Here is a 20,234-nt window from a genome sequence, read left to right as displayed (position 1 = left end):
TATATATTTTTTATGTGGCAACATAAAAGGCATAAATGCACAATATACATAAAAATGAATGGGAGGCCTGTACATGGCTAACAGAGTGGTTGAAAAGATAAAAAAGGGATTGCGGGGAGAGCTGGTCATACCTGGGGATAAGTCCGTTTCCCATCGCAGCGTGATGTTTTCGGCACTGGGGGATACGCCGGTGCGCATTACCAATTTCCTGCCCTCGGCAGACTGCCTTTCCACGGTAGGCGTAATGCGCAGCCTGGGGGCAAAGGTGGAGATGCTCAGCCCTACGGAGCTGGTGGTGACAGGCAACGGCCTGCACGGCCTGAAGGAGCCGGAAACCCTGCTGGATGCAGGCAACTCAGGCACTACTTTGCGCCTGATGATGGGCATGCTGGCACCACAGGATTTCGTGTCTGTCTTTACCGGTGACAGCTCCCTGCACAAGCGGCCTATGGGCAGGGTAATCAAGCCTCTCAGCCAGATGGGGGCCCATATCGTGGGCAGGGCAGGGAATACCAAGCTGCCTATTACGGTAGTCCCTGCCGGCAAAAAATTGCAGGGCTTTACCTACGATATGCCGGTGGCAAGTGCCCAGGTGAAGTCGGCAATCCTTTTGGCAGGGCTTTTTGCCGAGGGAACCACGACAGTGGTGGAGCCCTATCAGTCCCGCAACCATACGGAGCTGATGCTGGAGTCCTTCGGAGTGAAGCTTGATTATGAGGGCACTGCCATCAGCATTCAGGCCCAGGACAAGCTGACCGCCCCGGAGGAAATCCTGGTGCCTGGGGATATCAGCTCCGCAGCCTTCTGGCTGGTGGCAGCTTCGGTGATTCCAGACAGTGAATTGCTGCTGAAGAACGTGGGCATCAATCCTACCCGTACCGGCATTCTTGATGTGCTGAATGATATGGGAGCGGATATTACCCTGACCAATGAGCGTAGCAGTGGCAGCGAGCCGGTGGCAGATATCCTGGTGCGTTCCGCCAGCCTGCATGGCACCAGCTTTGGGGCGGATATCATGCCGCGGCTGGTGGATGAAATCCCTGCCATTACGGTGGCGGCCATGTTTGCTGAGGGAGAGACGGTGATTACTGGTGCCGGGGAGCTGCGTGTCAAGGAAACCGACCGCATTCAGGCCATCAGCGACCAGTTCAACAAGCTGTGCAGCTGCATCACGGCTACGAAGGATGGGCTGATTATCCGGGGTGGCAGCCAGAATGTATGGCAGCAGGGAACCTGCTTCAGCTACGATGACCATCGCATTGCCATGACACTGGCTATTGCCGGTATGGCTGGCAATGGCGTGGAGATTGAGCAGCCTGACTGCGTGGCTATTTCCTACCCTTCCTTCTACGAGGAAATGGCAGGGCTGTACTAATTTTGTGGGGGAGACTGAGAGAATATGAAAAATCTTGTAGTAGCAATAGATGGACCGGCAGGAGCCGGCAAGAGCACGGTAGCGCAGCTGGCAGCCAGGAAGCTTGGCTGCACCTATATTGACACAGGTGCCATGTACAGGGCGGTGGCATGGAAGACCTTGCAGAGAAAACAGCCTGTGACTGATGAGCTGATTTTGGATGTGGTGAAGGATGTTCATGTGGAACTGGCCTATGTGGAGGGCAAGACTACCGTCAGTGTGGATGGCACGGATGTTACCGGCGAAATCCGCACCCCGGAGGTGACGGCCATCGTTTCCCAGGTGGCTGCCCTGGGGCCTGTCCGCAGCAGGATGGTGGAGCTGCAGCGGCGCATGGCAGCCAAGGGCTCCGTGCTGATGGATGGCAGGGATATTGCCACCAGCGTGCTGCCTGATGCCAATGTGAAGATTTTCCTGACGGCATCCATTGAGGAAAGGGCACGCCGCCGCTTCAAGGAAATGCAGGAAAAGGGATACAATGTAAGCCTGGAGGAGCTGCAAAAGGATATTGCCGCCCGTGACAAGGCAGACAGCGAGCGGGAGATTTCCCCTCTGGTGCAGGCACCTGATGCAGAGCTGCTGGATACCAGCAATATGGGGATTGATGAGGTTGTGCAGGCCATCATCGACCGCTGCAGCAGGGTATGATGGTAGATAGATAACAGACAGGAAAAACAGGAGAAGGGAAAATGTTTTACAGATGCCTGAAGGTATTATTCCAGATTCTATTTGGTATTTTGTTCCGCCCTGTCATCAAGGGAAAAGAAAATGTGCCCATGGAGGGTGGCATGATTATGGCTGCCAACCATCTCAGCAACTGGGACCCGCCCATGGCCGGTACATATATGCCACGGCCTGTGGCATACATGGCCAAGGAGGAGCTCTTTAAGCCTGCCATTGCCGGGGCCATTATCAGGGCACTGTACGCCTTCCCGGTAAAGCGGGGGGCTGCGGACAGGGGCGCCATCAAGACGGCCCTGGGCATATTGAAGCAGGGGCTGTGCCTGGGAGTGTTCCCGGAGGGAACCAGGAGCAGGACCGGCAAGCTGGGCAAGGCTGAGTCCGGCGTGGCATTGCTGGCGGCAATGGGCAAGGTGCCTGTAGTGCCAACGGCGATTATCGGCACCAACAGGATTTTTCAGAATGGCGGCCTGCTGCCCCGGATAAAAATCATCTTTGGAGAGCCCCTTTACTTTGAAGGCAAGCACAATGACAAGGAAGCTCTGGCAGCCTTTTCGGAAAAAATTATGGAGAGAATTTCCTGTATGCTGGCAGAAAATGAGCAGGTTTTGAAAAAAAATTAAAAAATTGCTAAATTTGCATAGCCAATATGCAAATTTCATGATATAATGGCAGAGTGTTTTAAGATGCAGTTTTCTATTTTGAAATTTGTTTTGAGGTGACCTGATGAGAGAAGTTTATTTGGCAGAAAATCTCGGGTTTTGCTATGGAGTCAAGCGGGCTATCCAGCTGGCGGAGGATTCTGTGACGCCTCAGAGCAGGTCCTATACCCTCGGACCGATTATTCACAACCCCCAGATGGTTGCGCGGCTGGCAGAGGAAGGGATTGGCAAGATTGAGACACTGGATGAGATTGCCCAGGGAACGGTGATTGTCCGCTCCCATGGCGTAGGGCCTCATGTCTATGAGAAGATTGAGGCAAAAGGGCTGAATCTGGTAGATGCTACCTGCCCTCATGTGCGCAAGGCCCAGAATGCGGCAAGGCAGCTGTCTGATGACGGTTGTCAGGTGGTTATTGTAGGTGACAAGAACCACCCGGAGGTGCGCAGCATTCTTGAGTGGGCTGGTGAGGGAGCTGTAGCGGTTGATACCGAGGAGGAGGCTGCCGGGCTGCCGATGTACGGCAGGCTGGGGATTGTGTCCCAGACCACCTTTTCCGGTGCCAGGTTCAAGAAGATTGTCAGTGTTCTTTTGGACAAGTCCTCGGACGTGAGGATTATCCGCACTATCTGCACGGCCACTGATCTCAGGCAGTCGGCAGCCGTAAAGCTGGCCGGTGAGGTTGAGCTGATGATAGTGGTGGGCGGCAAGAACAGTGCCAATACCACAAAGCTTGCCCAGCTTTGTTCAGAGAAGTGTAAAACATACCATATCGAAACCGCTGCCGAGGTGTGTGACGAGTGGTTTGCTACAATAAAAAAAATTGGTATTACAGCGGGTGCTTCAACGCCTGACTGGATTATCAAGGAGGTTTACGAGAAGTGTCAGAAGAAATGAACATGGAAGCTTTATTAGCAGCAGAAGAAGAATCTATTAAGGAGATAAATGAGCACGATTTGGTTGAAGCATTAGTTGTTGCAGTAAATGACAACGAAGCTATCGTCAATATCAAGGGTAATAAGAATGATGTTCCTATTGCAAAGTACGAACTGGCTGAGCCGGCTCCTGAGTCTGCCAAGGACATTGTCAAGGTTGATGATGTAATCGAGGTTCTGGTTGTATCCAAGGGCGGCGAGAACGGCCTGGTTGTATCCAAGGTAAAGGCTGACCGCCTGGCATCCTGGAAGGAGCTGGATGGCATCGTTGAGAAGGCTGAGCCTGTTGATGCCGAGATTACCCAGGTTGTTAAGGGCGGCCTGGTTGCACGTGTGATGGGTGTTCGCGCATTCATTCCTGCTTCCCAGGTTGATCTCCACTATGTAAAGGAATTGGACGGCTATGTAGGTCAGACCGTAAAGGCTCTGCCACTGGAGCTGGATATCCGCAAGCAGCGTCTCGTACTGTCCCGCCGTCAGGTGCTGGAGGCAGAGCGCGAGGCTAACCGTGCCAAGGTATTCGAGAACATCCATGAGGGTGATGTTGTAGAGGGTACCGTTAAGCGTCTGGTTGACTATGGTGCATTCATCGATATCGGCGGCGTTGACGGTCTTGCTCACATCTCCGATTTGTCCTGGAGCCGTGTAAAGAAGCCTGCTGATGTTCTGCAGGAAGGTCAGGTTCTGCAGGTAAAGGTTAAGAACATTGACCCTGAGGCCGGCCGCATTTCCCTCTCCGTTAAGGAGACCATGCCGGATCCATGGCTGGAGAAGGCTGAGAAGTACACCGAGGGTTCCATCATCAGCGGTACTATCATTAAGCTGACTGACTTCGGTGCATTCATGGAGATTGAGCCTGGCTTTGACGGCCTGATTCCTATGGGCGAGCTGGCTACCAAGCGCATCAACCGTGCAGATGAGGCTGTAGAGCTGAACCAGCAGGTTAATGTAAAGATTCTCCACATCGACATGAAGCGCAAGCGTATTTCCTTGAGCATTACCAAGGCTAACAACGCCGAGGCTGCTGAGTAATACGGCTTCCAACAAAACAAAGATTTATTGCAAGGAGTGGTGGGTTCATCACTCCTTACTTTCTGTTACAAAGGAGGGGGAAGATGTACGGCAGAATTTTGAAGATTTATCCCGGCAGCCTGGCAGAGGAGCTGGAGCTGGTTCCCGGTGACAAGCTCCTGGAAATCAATGGTACCCGGCTCCGGGATATTATCGATGTGAGCTTTGCCTTTGCTGATGAGGAAATCGAAATGCTGGTGGAGCATGAGGACGGCCAGCAGGAGGTCTATGAGTTTGACAAGGACTATGACGAGGAGCTGGGAGTTGAGTTTGAGTCGGCTGTGTTTGACGGCATCAGGCACTGTGCCAACAACTGCCTGTTCTGCTTTGTGGATCAGGTGGCTCCTGATATGCGGGAAAGCCTGAACATCAAGGATGATGACTACCGCATGTCTTTTCTGTATGGCAATTTCATCACCATGACCAACATGGTGGATGCTGATTTCCAGCGCATCAAGCAATATCATCTTTCACCTTTGTTTGTATCGGTGCAGTGCACCAATCCTGACCTTCGGCAGAAGCTGCTGCGCTGCAGGACGGCTGGCAACCTGTCTGCCCAGCTGGACAAGCTGGAAGCGGCGGATGTGGAGTATCATACCCAGATTGTCCTGTGCCGTGATCTGAACGATGGGGAGGAGCTGGAACGTTCCCTCAGGGATATAGTGGCCCGGCAGCCCCATGCCCTGTCCGTTGCCATCGTGCCTGTAGGCCTGACCAGATTCCGGCAGGATTGCTATCCGCTAAAGTCCTTTGATAAGGAAAGTGCCGCCAGGGTGGTGGAGCAGGTGGAGGCCTATCAGAGGCAGCAACGGAAAAGGGACGGCCGCACCTTTATTTACCTGGCGGATGAGTTCTACCTGCTGGCTGGCAGGGAGCTGCCACCGGCGGAATACTACGACGGCTTTCCCCAGCTGGATAACGGCATCGGCCTGGCCAGGAATTTCATGGAGGAATTTGCTGCAGCTGTGGCAGAGGCTGATGATAGCAAGGCTGCTTTGGCTGCGCATAAACAGCAGGACAATAGGGACAATCGGGCAAAGCTGCGGCTGGCGGTGGTCTCAGGCACTTCCATCTCGCCTCTGATGGCAGAGCTGGCTGAGTCGATTAGCGGGGCAGGGGAGCAGGTTACTATGGTGCCTGTGCCTAACCATCATTTTGGCACCACGGTCAATGTGTCCGGCCTCCTCACGGCAAAGGATATGCTGGCAGCTTTGCAGGATGTGGCAGGGAAGGTGGACGGCATCCTGATTCCTGAGTCAGCCCTCCGAACCGGGGAGAATGTCTTTTTGGATGATGTTTCCCTGAGTGATTTTTGTGCCCGGCTGTCCTGCCGGGTGGAGACCGTGGGCAGCGGCAGGGAGTATTTCCACGCCCTGACGGACTGGGAAAACTATAGCGGCGTAGGCGATACGGCCGCTTCTTATATGTGGCAGAGCAATGCTGCCTATACCAAGAGAGGAGGAATGTGATATGAGTAAACCTATCGTAGCCATTGTAGGACGTCCCAATGTGGGCAAGTCCACCCTTTTTAACCAGATTGGCAAGAGGCGCGTTTCCATCGTGGATGATATGCCGGGTGTTACCCGTGACCGCATCTACATGGATGCAGAATGGCTGAACCATACCTTTACTATGATTGATACAGGCGGCATCGAGTTCGAGGATGATGACCACATCCTGAAATCCATGCGCCAGCAGGCTCTGGTGGCCATGGAGGAAGCCGATGTAATCGTCTTTGTGGTGGATGGCCGTGCCGGGCTGACCACTGCTGACGAGGAAGTAGGCAGGATGCTGCGCAATACCAAGAAGCCTGTGATTCTGGCGGTGAACAAGATTGACAGCCCCCAGCTGGAGGCCGGCGTGTACGAGTTCTACAGCCTGGGACTGGGGGAGCCTCTGGGGATTGCCGCCTCCAACTCATTGGGGCTGGGTGACCTTCTGGATGCAGTAGTGGCTGCCTTTCCTGAGAATGACGGGGAGGACAAGGAGGAGGACGAGATCAGCATCGCTGTTATCGGCCGCCCGAATGTGGGCAAGTCCTCTATCGTCAATGCCTTGATTGGGGAGAACCGGGTGATTGTCAGCAATGTGCCAGGCACTACCCGTGATGCCATCGACACCCATTTTGTGTCGGACAATATCAAGTTCATGCTGATTGATACCGCAGGCATGCGCCGCAAGGGCAAGATTGACGAGGCCATTGAGCGTTACAGTGTCATGCGCTCCCTGCGTGCCGTTGACCGTGCCGATGTGGTGCTGATGGTCATCAACGCGGAGGAGGGCATCACCGAGCAGGACAAGAAGATTGCAGGCTATGCCCATGAATCCGGCAAGGGCGTGATTATCGTTGTCAACAAATGGGATGTATTCCCTGACAAGGATGACAAGTCCACCCTGCGCTTTACGGAGGATTTGCGGGATGAAATCGGCTTCTTGCAGTATGCGCCGGTGCTGTACACCTCTGCCCTGACCGGGCAGCGCATCCACCGCATCACGGAGCTGGTGAAGTATGTGGCTGATCAGCAGTCCATGCGCATCCAGACCAGCGTGCTGAACGAGCTCATCCGGGATGCCGTGTCCGTCAATCCGCCGCCGTCCCATCGGGGCAAGCAGCTGAAGATATTCTTCATGACTCAGGCGGATATTCAGCCGCCGAAGTTCATCATCTTCGTTAATGACCCGGAGCTGATGCATTTTTCTTATCTGCGCTTCTTGGAAAACCGCCTGAGGGAAAGCTTCGGCTTTGAGGGGACGCCTTTGAAGCTGATTGTCCGCGGCCGCAAAGAGGAGGAGGATTACTAAAATGCTGGATTTTGTTGTGGCAGCTGCCATAAGCTATCTTTTAGGCTCCATTCCTAACGGGCTGATTTTGGGCAAGGCCATCTGGGGCGTGGATTTGCGTCAGCATGGCAGCAAGAATATCGGTGCCACCAACGCCTGGCGTACCATCGGCAAGGCCGGGGGCATCAGCATCTTTGCCCTGGACTTTTTGAAGGGTGCAGTCAGTGCCTACCTGGGCCTTCACCTGGGGGGCAGCGAGCTGGCCGGTGTGCTGTGCGGCATCCTTGCTATTGCCGGACATTCCTGGTCGGTGTTCCTTGCCTTTAAGGGAGGCAAGGGGGTAGCCACGGGACTGGGGGTTATTGCGGCCCTTATGCCGATGGTTACTTTGATTGTCTTTGCAGTCTGGTTCGCCATTGTTTATTTTACGGGCTATGTGTCTCTGGGCTCCATTGTAGGTGCGGCACTGGTGCCGATTTTGACGCTGTTCTTCGGGCTCCATACAGAGTTTTTGATTTTGGGGCTGATTGCGGCGGTGTTTATCATTTACCGTCACAAGAGCAATATTGAAAGGCTCCTGAACGGCACCGAGAGCAAAATCAAGGCTGCCAGATAAGGTGCGTAAGGTCAGAACATCAAGATAAAAATTTAAATAATCTGGTAAAACATGAATATATGCAAGATAGGAATATTTTCGTATATTAGTTTTATACTTTTGGGTTAACTTCTGATTGGCTTTTAGCTGGTCAGGAGTTTTTTATTGGGTAAAAGCCTGTCAATGCTGAAGATAAGCCATTGACAGCAACGGTTGTTTTATTGTGATTGTTAAAATTTTTATCCTTTTTGTTAAAAATATCTTGCTAGTAGAGGCTTATTGTGCTAGCATAATAGACATATGGATATATAAATTGTTCTATTTGGGGAGAATTTATCTTTGGAGAATATATTGGGAAGAATTGTCAGGCGGCATAACCATCAGATTATGGTGGGCATGCACATCCTTATGGATTATATTTGCATAGTGCTGGCGGAAAAGACTGCCCTGTGGCTGCAAAGCATATTTCGCCTGGAGGCGAGTGCGGCAATGCTGCTGCCCTGGGATTATCAGTATGTGTATATACCGTGCATGTTTTTACTGTTCCTGTTTATGTCGGACAGCTACAGGTTCAACAGGCCGTCCCTGGATATGGCAAGAGATGTGTTCAAGGGCAGCGGCTGTGGCTTTCTGATGTATATCATGGTAATTTTCCTCATGCGCAACAGCATGCAGGTGTCGAGATACTATGCATTTTGCTTTTTGCTATTTTTCCTGCTGTATATTTTTCTGGGCAGAGCAGCTATTAGCAAGCTCCTGAGTCATGTGCCTTCATTCAGGGAGCAGATATTGCTGATTGGTGCAGGCAAAACTGCCGAGAGACTGCTGTCTGCCTTGGAGAAGGATCCTTGCTACTGCTATCAGGTGGCAGGGATTTTGGATGACCATCCGGTATCTGAAAGCCTGCCCGGGAAATATCCCGTGCTGGGGGGCTTCGGGGACGCTGCTTGTGTCATTCAGGAGCGACATATACATACTCTGATTATTGCTGCACCCGGCTTGCCGGAGGAAGGCATGAAAAAGCTGCTATATTCCGTGCAGCATTTAACGGACACGATTCTGTTTACCCCAAATCTGGTGGGCATCCCTCTTGGCAGTGTGGAAATCAGCACCCTTTTTGTGGAGCAGCTGACAGTGATCAAGAGCAAGAATAATCTTTCTCGGCGGGCAAACCGGCTGGTGAAGTTTGTTTTTGATATGGTGCTGACATTGGTAGGAACCTTGGCAATACTGCCTCTCCTGCTGGCGCTGTCCATTCTGGTGGGAATTGACAACAAGGGCAGGATTTTCTTCGCTCACAGGCGCGTGGGCAGGAATGGCAGGGAGTTTCCCTGCTACAAGTTTCAGACCATGGTGCCGGATGCTGACAAGGTGCTCATACAGTATTTGTCGGTGAATGCAGCCGCTCGCAGGGAATGGGAGGACAGCTTCAAGCTGACTAATGACCCGAGGGTGACGCGGCTGGGGGCATTTCTCAGGAAAACAAGCCTCGATGAGCTGCCTCAGGTGTTTAATGTCCTGCGGGGGGAAATGAGCCTGGTGGGGCCAAGGCCGATTGTCCGTGCCGAAATAGCAAAATACGGCAAGAATATCCGGGAATACTACATGGTACGGCCGGGGATTACCGGCATGTGGCAGACCAGCGGCAGGAGCGATACCACCTATGAGGAACGGGTAGCCATGGATACATGGTATGTCCGCAATTGGAGCATCTGGCTGGATATAAAATATTTGATAAAGACTTTTACTACAGTGATAAGTCGCAAAGGAGCGTATTGATGTATGAAGATTGTCATTTTGGCAGGGGGCAGCGGCACAAGGCTGTTTCCACTTTCCAGGGCTGATTATCCCAAGCAGTTTCTCAAAATAAGTGATGATACTTCATATTTGCAGAAGACAGCAGGCAGGTTTCTGGGGATGGTGAAGGCAAGGGACATGGTTATTGTGACGAACAATGACTATTATTACCATGTGAAGTCCCAGATGAGCGAGATCGGCCTGAAGGACTGCCATATCATCTGCGAGCCGGAGGGAAGGAATACTGCGCCTGCCATCGCCCTTGCCACGGTATTTTGCCAGGAAAAGCTGGGGGCACGGGAGGACGAGTGCATTTTTGTGACACCATCTGACCATATCATTGAGCCGGTGGGCAGGTTTCAGGCGGTTGTCAAAAAAGTAAGGGAAAACTGCGAAGGAACAGGAGCCATCGTCACTATCGGCATCAAGCCTGTGCAGCCGGAAACTGGCTACGGCTATATCATGTGCGGTGCGCAGCAGTCAGATTGCTGCTACCATGTGGAAGCCTTCAAGGAAAAGCCCAATAAAAGCCTGGCAGAGCAATATGTGGCATCGGGCAGGTATTATTGGAACTCGGGCATGTTTGCCTTTACTCCTGCGGTGATGCTGGCGGAGCTGGCAAAAAATGCCTCGGATATATATGAGCTGACTGCCCGGGGCTATGATGAGCTGGTCAGGGATTTTCAGGAGATGCCAAATATTTCCCTGGATTATGCAGTGGCGGAAAAGGCTGGCAACATGCAGGTGTGCCTGATGGATGATGTGTACTGGAATGATGTGGGCAGCTTTGATGCCATAGTGGAAACTGTGCCGGAGGAAGATGGCAACAGGGTTATCGGTGAGCTGGTGGCAGCTGATGCCCATGACAATCTGATTATTGGCAGGGAACGGCTGATATGCACCATCGGAGTAAGCAACCTGATTGTGGCGGATACTCCCGATGCGCTGCTGATTTGTGAGAAGGGCCGCAGTCAGCAGGTAAAGGAGATAGTAAACAAGCTAAAGGCTGCCGAGAGGCAGGAGGTACAGGAAAATATCACCGTCTACCGGCCATGGGGGCAGAGTACAACCCTATCCGAGGGTGATGGCTACCGGGTAAAGAAAATAACGGTCAATCCGGGGGAAAAGCTGAGCTTGCAGATGCACTACCATAGAAGCGAGCACTGGACTGTGCTGCAGGGCACAGGCAAGCTGACACTGGATGACAAGACAGTAATCTTTAAGGAAAATGAGAGTACCTATATACCGATAGCTACTAAGCACAGGCTGGAAAATCCCGGCAAGATGCCACTGACGATTATAGAGGTGCAGAATGGCAAGTATCTTGGTGATGATGATATTATTCGCTTTGATGACGTATATGGGCGGAAAGGGTAAGAGCAGGCATGAAGGTTGCTAAGATAGCTGAGGCTGATAGGTATGCTAGGACGGTTCAAGCTGTGAAGGCTAAGAAGGTGGCTATTGTATGTGAATGGCTGGTTACTTATGCAGGTTCAGAAAAGGTGCTGGAGCAGCTGCTAAAATGCTTTCCCCAGGCGGCTTTGTTTTGTGTCTGCGATTTTCTGCCTGACAAGGATAGGGCATTTTTGCAGGGAAAGCTGCCGAAGACCACATTTATTCAAAGGCTGCCTTTGTCAAGAAAAAAATACAGGTCCTATCTGCCGCTGATGCCCCTCGCCATAGAGCAGCTGGATGTGTCAGGTTATGACCTGGTGATTTCCAGCTCCCATGCAGTGGCGAAGGGGATACTGACGGGGCCTGATCAGGTGCATATATGCTATGTTCATTCGCCTATGCGGTATGCCTGGGATTTGCAGCACCAGTATCTGAAGGAATCAGGGCTGGACAGGGGCATAAAAGGCTGGCTGGCAAGAGCTATCTTGCACTATATGCGCCTGTGGGATTACCGCACTGCCAATGGCGTTGATTATTTTATCGCCAATTCAAGGTTTATTGCCAAGCGCATCAAAAAGGTATACGGCAGGGAGGCAGAGGTGATTTACCCGCCGGTGGATGTGGAAGGCTTTGAATACTGTGAGGATAAAGAGAATTATTATCTTACTGCCTCGCGCATGGTGCCCTATAAAAAGGTGAAGCTGATAGTGGAAGCCTTTAATGAAATGCCGGAGAGGGAGCTGGTGGTTATCGGTGATGGGCCTGACTTCAAGAAAATACAGGAAATTGCCGGTGATAATGTGCAGCTTCTGGGCTATCAGCCTGATGATGTGCTCCGAAAATACATGCAGCATGCCAAGGCATTTGTCTTCGCTGCCGAGGAAGATTTTGGCATAACGCCGGTAGAGGCGCAGGCGTGCGGTACGCCTGTTATTGCCTATGGCAGAGGCGGTGCACTGGAAACGGTGCGCGGCTATAGGCAGGGAACTTCTGATGCTACCGGGGTGTTCTTTGATGAGCAGACCGTGGCGAGCATAAAAGAGGCTGTGGAGCATTTTGAGCAGGTGAGCATATCCTGCGAGGCATGCAGGAAAAATGCGGAGAGATTTGGTGTGAAAGCTTTTACGGATGCAATAATGTCGTATTGCTATGAAATAGATAAAACTAGAATAAACTAAAATAGATTGGAGAGTGCAAATATGAAAAAAAGAGCATTGATTACAGGTGTGACAGGCCAGGATGGTTCTTATTTGTCAGAATTTTTGTTGGAAAAGGGATATGAGGTATATGGCCTTGTCAGGCGGTCATCAGTTGAGTATCATGAGCGCATTAATCATATAGAAAAACATAATAATTTCCATTTAGTATATGGCGATTTAAGTGACAGTTCAAGTATTTTTTCATTAGTTTCTTCAGTAAAACCTGATGAGATTTACAATTTGGCAGCTCAAAGCCATGTACAGGTATCCTTTGAAGTGCCAGAGTATACTGCTGATATTGATGCTACTGGTGTCCTGCGTGTATTGGAAGCGGTTAGGGTTTGTGGACTGAAAGATAAGTGTAGGATATATCAGGCATCTACATCGGAATTGTATGGCAGGGTGGAAGAAGTTCCTCAAAATGAAAATACGCCATTTCATCCTTATAGTCCATACGCAGTTGCTAAGCAATATGGATATTGGATAGTTAAGGAATATCGCGAAGCATACAATATGTATTGCTGTTCAGGTATTCTGTTCAATCATGAGTCAGAACGCAGAGGTGAAACCTTTGTAACGAGGAAAATTACTTTAGCAGCAGCAAGAATTAGTCAAGGCTTGCAGGATAAGTTATATTTGGGGAATTTATCATCGTTGCGCGATTGGGGATATGCGAAAGATTATGTTGAATGTATGTGGCTTATGTTGCAGCAAAAGCAGCCGGAAGATTTTGTTATTGCTACAGGAGAACAGCATTCAGTGCGTGATTTTTGTTTGATAGCATTTCGTGAGGTAGGCATTGATTTGGAGTTTACTGGTGAGGGCTTAGAAGAAAAGGGGATAGATAAAGCCACAGGGAAGGTTGTAATAGAAGTATCTGAGGCGTTTTATCGTCCTACTGATGTTGTGAATTTATGGGGAGATCCTACTAAAGCAAAGGCTTTGCTTGGATGGAATCCAGTGAAAACCAGTTTTAATGATTTGGTAAAAATAATGGTGCAGTCAGATTTACGCAAGGTTGCAATGGAAAAAGCAGAAGCGTATGTGTATGGCAATTTAGAGCAGTTTATCAAATAAGGAGAGGTTAGTTGTGGAAAGAATACCTGTATATCAATGTGATTTGACCGGAAATGAGAAAAAATATGTGGATGACTGTTTAGAAAGTACCTGGATATCATGCAAGGGAAAATATGTAAAATTGTTTGAAGAAAGGTTTGCTGAATACATAGGTGTAAAATATGCTACTGGTTGCAGCAATGGAACAGTGGCATTACATTTGGCATTAGAAACTTTAGGATTTAATGTAGGTGATGAGATTATTGTTCCGTCATTTACATATATTGCCAGCAGCAATACGATTGTACAGGCTGGAGCTAAGCCTATTTTTGTTGATTCATTTCCTGACACTTGGCAAATGGATACTGAGGATATTATTAGAAAAATTACACCAAAAACAAAAGCAATCATGGCAGTACATTTATATGGCCAAATGTGCGATATGGATAAAATTTGCAAGATAGCAAAAGAACATGGCTTATTTGTCTTAGAAGATTGTGCTGAGGCCTTTGGCAGCAAGATTGGTGAGAAATATGCAGGTTCGTATGGAGATATTTCTGCATTCAGTTTTTTTGGTAATAAGACTATTACTACAGGCGAAGGTGGTATGGTTGTTACTAATAATAAACTTTTGTATGATAAGGCTGTAAGGCTGAAAACTCAGGGCGTATCAGCGTATAAGCAATATTGGCATGATTTGCCAGCATATAATTACCGTATGACTAACATAGCGGCAGCTATTGGATTGGCACAACTGGAAAGAGCAGATGAATTTTTGGCAAAAAAACGGGCTTTAGTTGATATGTATAGAGATTTTCTGAAAGAAGTGCCTGTAGTTTGCCATGGTGAGAAGGAAGGAACAACTCATTCCTATTGGATGTTTTCCATTCTTACAGCAAACGAGCAGGAAAGAGATAGTTTGCGTAGTTTCTTGGATGAAAAAAATATTGAAACAAGGCCTTTATTTTTCCCAGTTCATACTATGGAAGTTTATAATCATTGTCATGAGAAGCATCCTGTGTGTGAAGATTTTTCTTTGCGTGGCATTAATTTGCCAAGTTGGCCTGGCTTGCAGAAGGAACAGGTTGTTTATATTTGCAATATGATAAAAGAGTTTTATCTGAATAAAAGGAAGTGATTACGATAAAAGAATATTTAGTAGATATATATAAAGCGCGTTTTTTTTGGTCTCATTTGGTAAGGGCTGAATTAAATGTAAAATATCGTAGATCCTTTTTTGGTATGTTATGGACATTATTGCATCCATTGCTGCTGACCATTTTATTGGCTGTGGTTTTTGGTACTATATTTAAATCGCCATTTTTAGATTTTGCTCCATTTGTGTATTCAGGGCTGATCGTTTGGGATTTTGTTGTATCTTCAGTTACTACCGGTTCAAATTCCATTATTAATGCAGAAGCATATATACGCCAATTTAAGCATCCAATGGCGATTTATAGTTTGAAGCAGGCGTTAGTATGTAGCATTAATTTGCTTATTGCCGGAATAGGATTGTTGGTATGGTGCACTGTTATGTATCCGCAAAATTTTCTAATTAGTATATGTGCATTGCCATTCTCAATAGTTTTGCTGATCTTTATGTCCTGGGGAATAACTACTTTAACAGCTTTTATAAATGTCAAGTTTAGAGATTTTCAGCAGTTTTCGTTGATTATTCTGCAGGCTATATGGTTCGTTTCGCCAGTATATTTTGAACCTAAGATTTTTGTAGCCGCTGGATTAACAGAATTGCTGGTGTACAATCCTGTTACACATATTTTAAATTTAGCACGTAAGCCTTTATTAGAAGGTGTTTTTCCTGATGCTATAGATTATCTTTTTGCTGTAGGAATAATTGTAGCATTGGCAATAGTATGTGCTTATCAAGTAAGTAAAGAAGAAAAAGAGCTTGTATATTTTTTGTGAGGTGATATTTTGGAGAATTGCTATATCAGTTTGGAAAATGCAGATTTATTATATCCATCATCGCCATACAATGCTTTTTCCATAAAAGATTTGGTTTGTAATGTAATGAAGCAACGCAATAGTAAATTAATAAAAGATGTTCATGCTATAAATGGCATGTCCTTGAAAATTGGTGAGGGAGAGCGTGTTGGCATCATAGGGAGAAATGGTGCTGGCAAGTCAACATTATTAAAGGCCATAGCAGGGATATATCCTTTGTCTAATGGAAGTGTAGATGTCAGAGGAACTATTCGGTCATTGTTTGAGTTGAATTTGGGCTTTGATTTTGAGGCTACTGGCAGGGAAAATATTATGTATCGTGGCTTGCTTTTGGGAGAGCATCCACAAATTGTCAGGGAAAAGACAAAGGAGATTATTGAGTTTGCTGATATTGGAGAATTTATTGATTATCCGGTGAAGACATATTCAGCAGGTATGCAGGTAAGGCTTGCATTTTCCATTTCAACCAGTATACGGGGAGATATTATTCTTCTTGATGAGGTGATAGGAGCAGGGGATGCTTCTTTTTTTAAAAAAGCTAGGCAGCGAATTACGGAGTTGATTGAAAGTGCAAAAATTTTGGTGCTTGTTTCACATGATTTTAACTCAGTAAGAGAGTTTTGTACAAGAGTGATATGGATAGAAAAAGGGCAAATTATAGAAGATGGAATACCTGAAACGGTTATATCCAAATATCTGAAAGCTACGTTATGAAAGTTATAAGAGGTTTATTTATATGTCGAATAAAAGAGTCTTATGGTTGTTTAATCATACAAGTTTACGGAAATTTGTTGTTCCTCTCCTGATTGAATTGGGATATGAAGTTTATTGTCCTAAGTGTTTTACTGCTGAGGTTGATTATAGTACATCTATTACTTATGAATATGATAGTTCTTTAAGTATACCAAAGCACGAATTAGATATTCTTAATGGTGTAGATTTTTACGAGGGATTAAGCAGTAAGCATATAGAATTAATTAATAGATATTTTGATATTGCCATTGTTTTATTTTATGCACCTGTACTAGATTGGTTTGCCACTCATTTTAAGGGGACTCTCGTCCTTCATGTATTTGGATTGGCTGGTAATTCAAGTTATGCAGATATATTGTGGGCTAGTGATACAGTGAATATTTTCAAGAAGCTGGCAGATATGGGAGAGCGTTTTTGGTTTGCACCTTCGTATAAAAACATTTTGGATATAGAGTGTAGCTTGTTTAGAGAAAGAGCTTTGTATTTGCCAATAGGATTGGCAAATATAGAAATCAATAATAAATGGGAAGGGGGAGATAATAGGTTTTTATTTGTAGGTCCGAAAATAAATAGTAATTCTTATTATCATAAGGTATACGAAGATTTTAAGAAAAATTTTGGTGATATTCCTCATGTAATTGGCGGTGCACAGCCCATTGAGGTAGATGATGACACAGTAACAGGATTTTTACCAGCAGAGGATTATGAACGGAATATGCGGTCTTTAAGTTGCATGTTTTACCATAGCCAGGAGCCTAGGCATGTACATTATCATCCATTTGAAGCAATTAAAAATGGAATGCCGTTAGTGTTTATGGCAGGGGGCATGCTGGATAATCTTGGCGGCAAGACATTACCAGGGCGTTGTAAAAGTATCAAAGAGGCAAGGGAAAAAATTAAAAAGCTTATACGCGGAGATAAAGATTTTATTAAAGCTGTTTGTGCCACTCAGGGGAATTTATTGCATAATATGTCTAAAGCATATTGTATGCCTTTTTGGGTGACTGGTATGCAAAAATTAGAAACTTGTAGTCGCAAAAAACGTTCAAAGAAAAAAATAGGTATTGTCATGCCAGCAAATTATAAAGGCGGTGTGTTTGACTATACAGTTCGTTTTATTAAGGCGTTGCATCATCAAATATTGGCTAGGAAAGCAGACGTAGAATTGGCGTTTATTTGTCCTGGTTTATTTGAGGTGGGAGAATATAAAAGATTTGAAGTTATAGAGAAATTGGGCATAGAAATACGTGATTGTAGCTATAGGCTTCACGATAGGGATTGGGCGACTAGGGTTACAAAGCTTGCAGGTTATGCTCCAAAAGATGAATTGAGCTTCTTTGGGGCTCAAGTGATGGCTATGCATGATGATGCATCAGATTTTAGTGATATTGATTATATGATATTTGTAAGTGATGCTATCGGAATATCCTTTATTTCTGCTGTTCCATATACAGTTATTGTACATGATTACATTTGGAGATATGTTCCTGAAATAACAACATCGGAGGTCAATAATGCGAAGTTATTATTTCAAAGGCAGGCAGATAGGGTTATGGTTACTAGCAAAGCAGTATATGATGATGCTATGTCTTATGCAGGTATACCGGAGTATAAATTAATACAATCATCTCATTTGTGTGAATTTGAAAGTATCTTTAAGCAAAATGTTGGTACAATAGAAGGAATTTCTTCCAACTACATTATGTGGTCGTGTAATGCTTCACCTCATAATAACCATATTGTAGTATTGCAAGGTTTGGAAAAATATTATGAATCTGGTGGAGAATTGGATTGTATAGTTACAGGTGCTGATACGGAATTATTTTCTGTACAAATTAATAAAAAATTACAAAATAATGGTAATAAAAAATATATATCTAGTATTAGGGAGATAGTGAAAAAAAGTAAATTTTTACGCGAAAAAGTTCATTTTGTGGGAAGTTTGCCTAAAGCAGAATATCTCAATAAATTGCATGGGGCTGCGTTTATAATTTCGCCACAAAAGGGGGATAATGGAAGCTTCTGTGTTGCCGATGGGGCGGTATTAGGAGTTCCGGCAATGTGCAATGATTATCCAGGGATGCGCTGTTTTTGCGATTTTTTGGATATTCCGGTGCATTATTTTTCAGCTTTAGAAGCAGATGATGTTTTTGAAGCAATTAGATATATGGAGTGCAATGGTGAAGAAATTAGAAAAAAACTGCCTTCTAAGGATTTATTAATGAGAAAGTCGTATATGGCTGTGTCGGGTACATTGTATGAGAATATAAAATATGTTATCGGTTTTTCTGATGAACAAACAGGAAGGGAGAATATACAATCTTATTGATTGTAGCAGGGAATATGAATATCGGAATTTTTTTAGGCTATGGACCTCAAGTAATATTGAATAAGGAAGGATTGGGCAGATATATAGCTGGATTGATAAAAGGATTTATAGCTAATGGGAATCAGGTGACAATTGCTTGCCCTAATTGGTTAATGGATTCTGTAAAGTGTTTGTGTGATGATTTTGGCATTCAACTGAATAAAATAAAATTTATCACTACTGATGGTAATCCTGCTTTATGGGATGTGTATAGTTTTTTGTATAAAAAGAAAACAAAAAATCTAAAATTGAGCAGTATCAAGCATTTTTGCATGAAAATCGCACATAAAAAAATGATGAAATTACCTAGAATACGTAATAAAATTTTATTTTTTATGTGTACAAGTATTTATGCAGTAAATAGTTTTTTTATTGTGTTTTTTATATGTTTGCTGCTTTTATCTAAATTGTTTGGTAATAGGGCAAAAATATATTTTAAGAATAATAAAATAGCTCATTATATTGTGAAGTATTTTTGTATACGACATATAGATTTGCCGTTGATATTATTTGAGAAAATGTATGAAAATGAAGTAGAGGTGTTAGTTTCTAAAATAAATTCTGAAGAAATGAGAGATGTGTGGTTTGTGCCTGCTTTGTTTTGGCCTCAGGTATGCAAAATTACTAATGGGACAGTTGTAATAAATGCACCTGATTTAGTATCTGAAAAATTTCCTCTAGGGTTTGCTGGTGTATATAATGCGGATAATGCAATCGAGTCTTGCAGAAAAACATTGCAGCATGGAAAATATTTTATAACATATTGTGATTATATAAAACAAAAGTTATTAAAAGATAAATTCTCTAAGCTGGATGAATATGTTTTATCTATATCACATATTAATAATTCTATGCTTAACTATATAAATATTGGGCAAGGTGTGAATCAACAAACTGGAGTAAAAGAAAATTTAAATAATAAGTTTTCTCATATTTTACTTAATATTGCCATGGCAAAAAGTTCAATGAGTTATGGGTACTTATATCGGATGAATATGGTTTCTGTAAAGTATATTTTTTATGCAAGCCAATGTAGGCCAAGTAAAAATATAATGAATTTACTTAGGGCTTATGAGTTTTTACTGCACAATAAGTTTATTCGACATAAACTATTCCTAACAGTATCAAGACCGTCTAAGGAAATGAAACAGTATATAACGGAACATAATTTGGAGAATGATGTTATCTGCTTTGCTGGTGTTTCTGCCCAAACTTTAGCAGCATTATATTGCTGTGCAGACTTGGTTGTTAATCCTACGTTGTATGAGGGCGGTTTTCCCTTCACTTTTGGAGAAGGGATGTCGGTTGGTACGCCATCAATTATGAGTGACATTCCTCAGGTAAGAGAAGTGTTGGCACCAGCTGGGCTTGAAAATATGATGTTTAATCCATATAGCTGGAAGGCGATTGCTGAGAAGATTGAATGGGGATTGTCTAATGCAGATTTATTATATGAACAGCAGCTTAAACTTTATAAGATGATGGAAAAACGCACTTCCGACAAGGTGGCAGAGGAATATGAAGAAGCTTTTAGGTATTTTATCAGTATAGATGGGAGATAATA

General features: G+C 45.5%; 17 protein-coding genes. All 17 read left to right on the top strand.

From position 1 onward, the window contains the following. Positions 1-73: 73 nt before the first annotated feature. The 17 genes from aroA (at position 74) to FYJ84_RS10430 (ending at position 20,232) form a co-directional block, all read left to right on the top strand. A complete protein-coding gene (gene aroA / locus FYJ84_RS10510) occupies positions 74-1,375 on the top strand; it encodes a 3-phosphoshikimate 1-carboxyvinyltransferase (protein ID WP_235901428.1) in 1,302 nt (433 codons plus the stop codon). 24 nt (positions 1,376-1,399) lie between these two features. Further along, positions 1,400-2,062, top strand: coding sequence for a (d)CMP kinase (cmk, locus tag FYJ84_RS10505; protein WP_154407564.1), 663 nt, complete (start codon positions 1,400-1,402; stop codon positions 2,060-2,062). Positions 2,063-2,103: 41 nt separating this feature from the next. Next, complete coding sequence (locus FYJ84_RS10500) at positions 2,104-2,718, top strand: lysophospholipid acyltransferase family protein (protein ID WP_154407563.1); 615 nt, start codon at positions 2,104-2,106, stop codon at positions 2,716-2,718. Positions 2,719-2,821: 103 nt separating this feature from the next. Then, positions 2,822-3,652 (top strand): 4-hydroxy-3-methylbut-2-enyl diphosphate reductase, encoded by an 831-nt coding sequence (gene ispH, locus FYJ84_RS10495; RefSeq protein WP_154407562.1) that lies wholly within the window; start codon positions 2,822-2,824, stop codon positions 3,650-3,652. Between the two features lie 2 nt (positions 3,653-3,654). Next, positions 3,655-4,722, top strand: coding sequence for a 30S ribosomal protein S1 (gene rpsA, locus FYJ84_RS10490; protein ID WP_154407581.1), 1,068 nt, complete (start codon positions 3,655-3,657; stop codon positions 4,720-4,722). Positions 4,723-4,805: 83 nt separating this feature from the next. Beyond that, a complete protein-coding gene (locus tag FYJ84_RS10485) occupies positions 4,806-6,230 on the top strand; it encodes a DUF512 domain-containing protein (RefSeq protein ID WP_154407561.1) in 1,425 nt (474 codons plus the stop codon). Between the two features lies 1 nt (position 6,231). Then, entirely contained in the window at positions 6,232-7,563 is a 1,332-nt protein-coding gene (gene der / locus FYJ84_RS10480; RefSeq protein ID WP_154407560.1) for a ribosome biogenesis GTPase Der, read from the top strand. A 1-nt stretch (position 7,564) separates the two neighbouring features. Further along, positions 7,565-8,158: a glycerol-3-phosphate 1-O-acyltransferase PlsY gene (gene plsY / locus FYJ84_RS10475; protein WP_154407559.1), complete on the top strand. Its 594-nt coding sequence runs from the start codon at positions 7,565-7,567 to the stop codon at positions 8,156-8,158. 318 nt (positions 8,159-8,476) lie between these two features. Continuing rightward, positions 8,477-9,916 (top strand): undecaprenyl-phosphate galactose phosphotransferase WbaP, encoded by a 1,440-nt coding sequence (wbaP, locus tag FYJ84_RS10470; protein ID WP_235901427.1) that lies wholly within the window; start codon positions 8,477-8,479, stop codon positions 9,914-9,916. A gap of 3 nt (positions 9,917-9,919) precedes the next feature. Beyond that, positions 9,920-11,311, top strand: coding sequence for a mannose-1-phosphate guanylyltransferase/mannose-6-phosphate isomerase (locus FYJ84_RS10465; protein WP_154407558.1), 1,392 nt, complete (start codon positions 9,920-9,922; stop codon positions 11,309-11,311). A gap of 8 nt (positions 11,312-11,319) precedes the next feature. After that, a complete protein-coding gene (locus FYJ84_RS10460) occupies positions 11,320-12,507 on the top strand; it encodes a glycosyltransferase family 4 protein (protein ID WP_154407557.1) in 1,188 nt (395 codons plus the stop codon). A gap of 21 nt (positions 12,508-12,528) precedes the next feature. Beyond that, a complete protein-coding gene (gene gmd / locus FYJ84_RS10455) occupies positions 12,529-13,605 on the top strand; it encodes a GDP-mannose 4,6-dehydratase (protein WP_154407556.1) in 1,077 nt (358 codons plus the stop codon). A 13-nt stretch (positions 13,606-13,618) separates the two neighbouring features. Continuing rightward, complete coding sequence (locus FYJ84_RS10450) at positions 13,619-14,722, top strand: DegT/DnrJ/EryC1/StrS family aminotransferase (protein ID WP_328596378.1); 1,104 nt, start codon at positions 13,619-13,621, stop codon at positions 14,720-14,722. Beyond that, positions 14,719-15,510 (top strand): ABC transporter permease, encoded by a 792-nt coding sequence (locus tag FYJ84_RS10445; protein WP_154407555.1) that lies wholly within the window; start codon positions 14,719-14,721, stop codon positions 15,508-15,510. The genes FYJ84_RS10450 and FYJ84_RS10445 overlap by 4 nt, the downstream gene beginning before the upstream one ends. A 9-nt stretch (positions 15,511-15,519) precedes the next feature. After that, positions 15,520-16,263 carry an ABC transporter ATP-binding protein gene (locus FYJ84_RS10440; protein ID WP_205764214.1) on the top strand — a complete coding sequence of 248 codons (744 nt, stop codon included), beginning with the start codon at positions 15,520-15,522 and terminating at the stop codon, positions 16,261-16,263. Positions 16,264-16,285: 22 nt separating this feature from the next. Continuing rightward, on the top strand, positions 16,286-18,631 hold the full coding sequence (locus FYJ84_RS10435) for a glycosyltransferase family protein (protein ID WP_154407554.1): 2,346 nt from the start codon (positions 16,286-16,288) through the stop codon (positions 18,629-18,631). 14 nt (positions 18,632-18,645) lie between these two features. Next, entirely contained in the window at positions 18,646-20,232 is a 1,587-nt protein-coding gene (locus FYJ84_RS10430) for a glycosyltransferase (protein WP_154407553.1), read from the top strand. Positions 20,233-20,234: the final 2 nt, after the last annotated feature.

It is taken from the genome of Anaerovibrio slackiae (assembly GCF_009695585.1).
Classification (GTDB): domain Bacteria; phylum Bacillota; class Negativicutes; order Selenomonadales; family Selenomonadaceae; genus Anaerovibrio; species Anaerovibrio slackiae.
The sequence above is the reverse complement of the archived record's forward strand: the minus strand, read 5'-3'. Positions and strand labels throughout refer to the sequence as shown.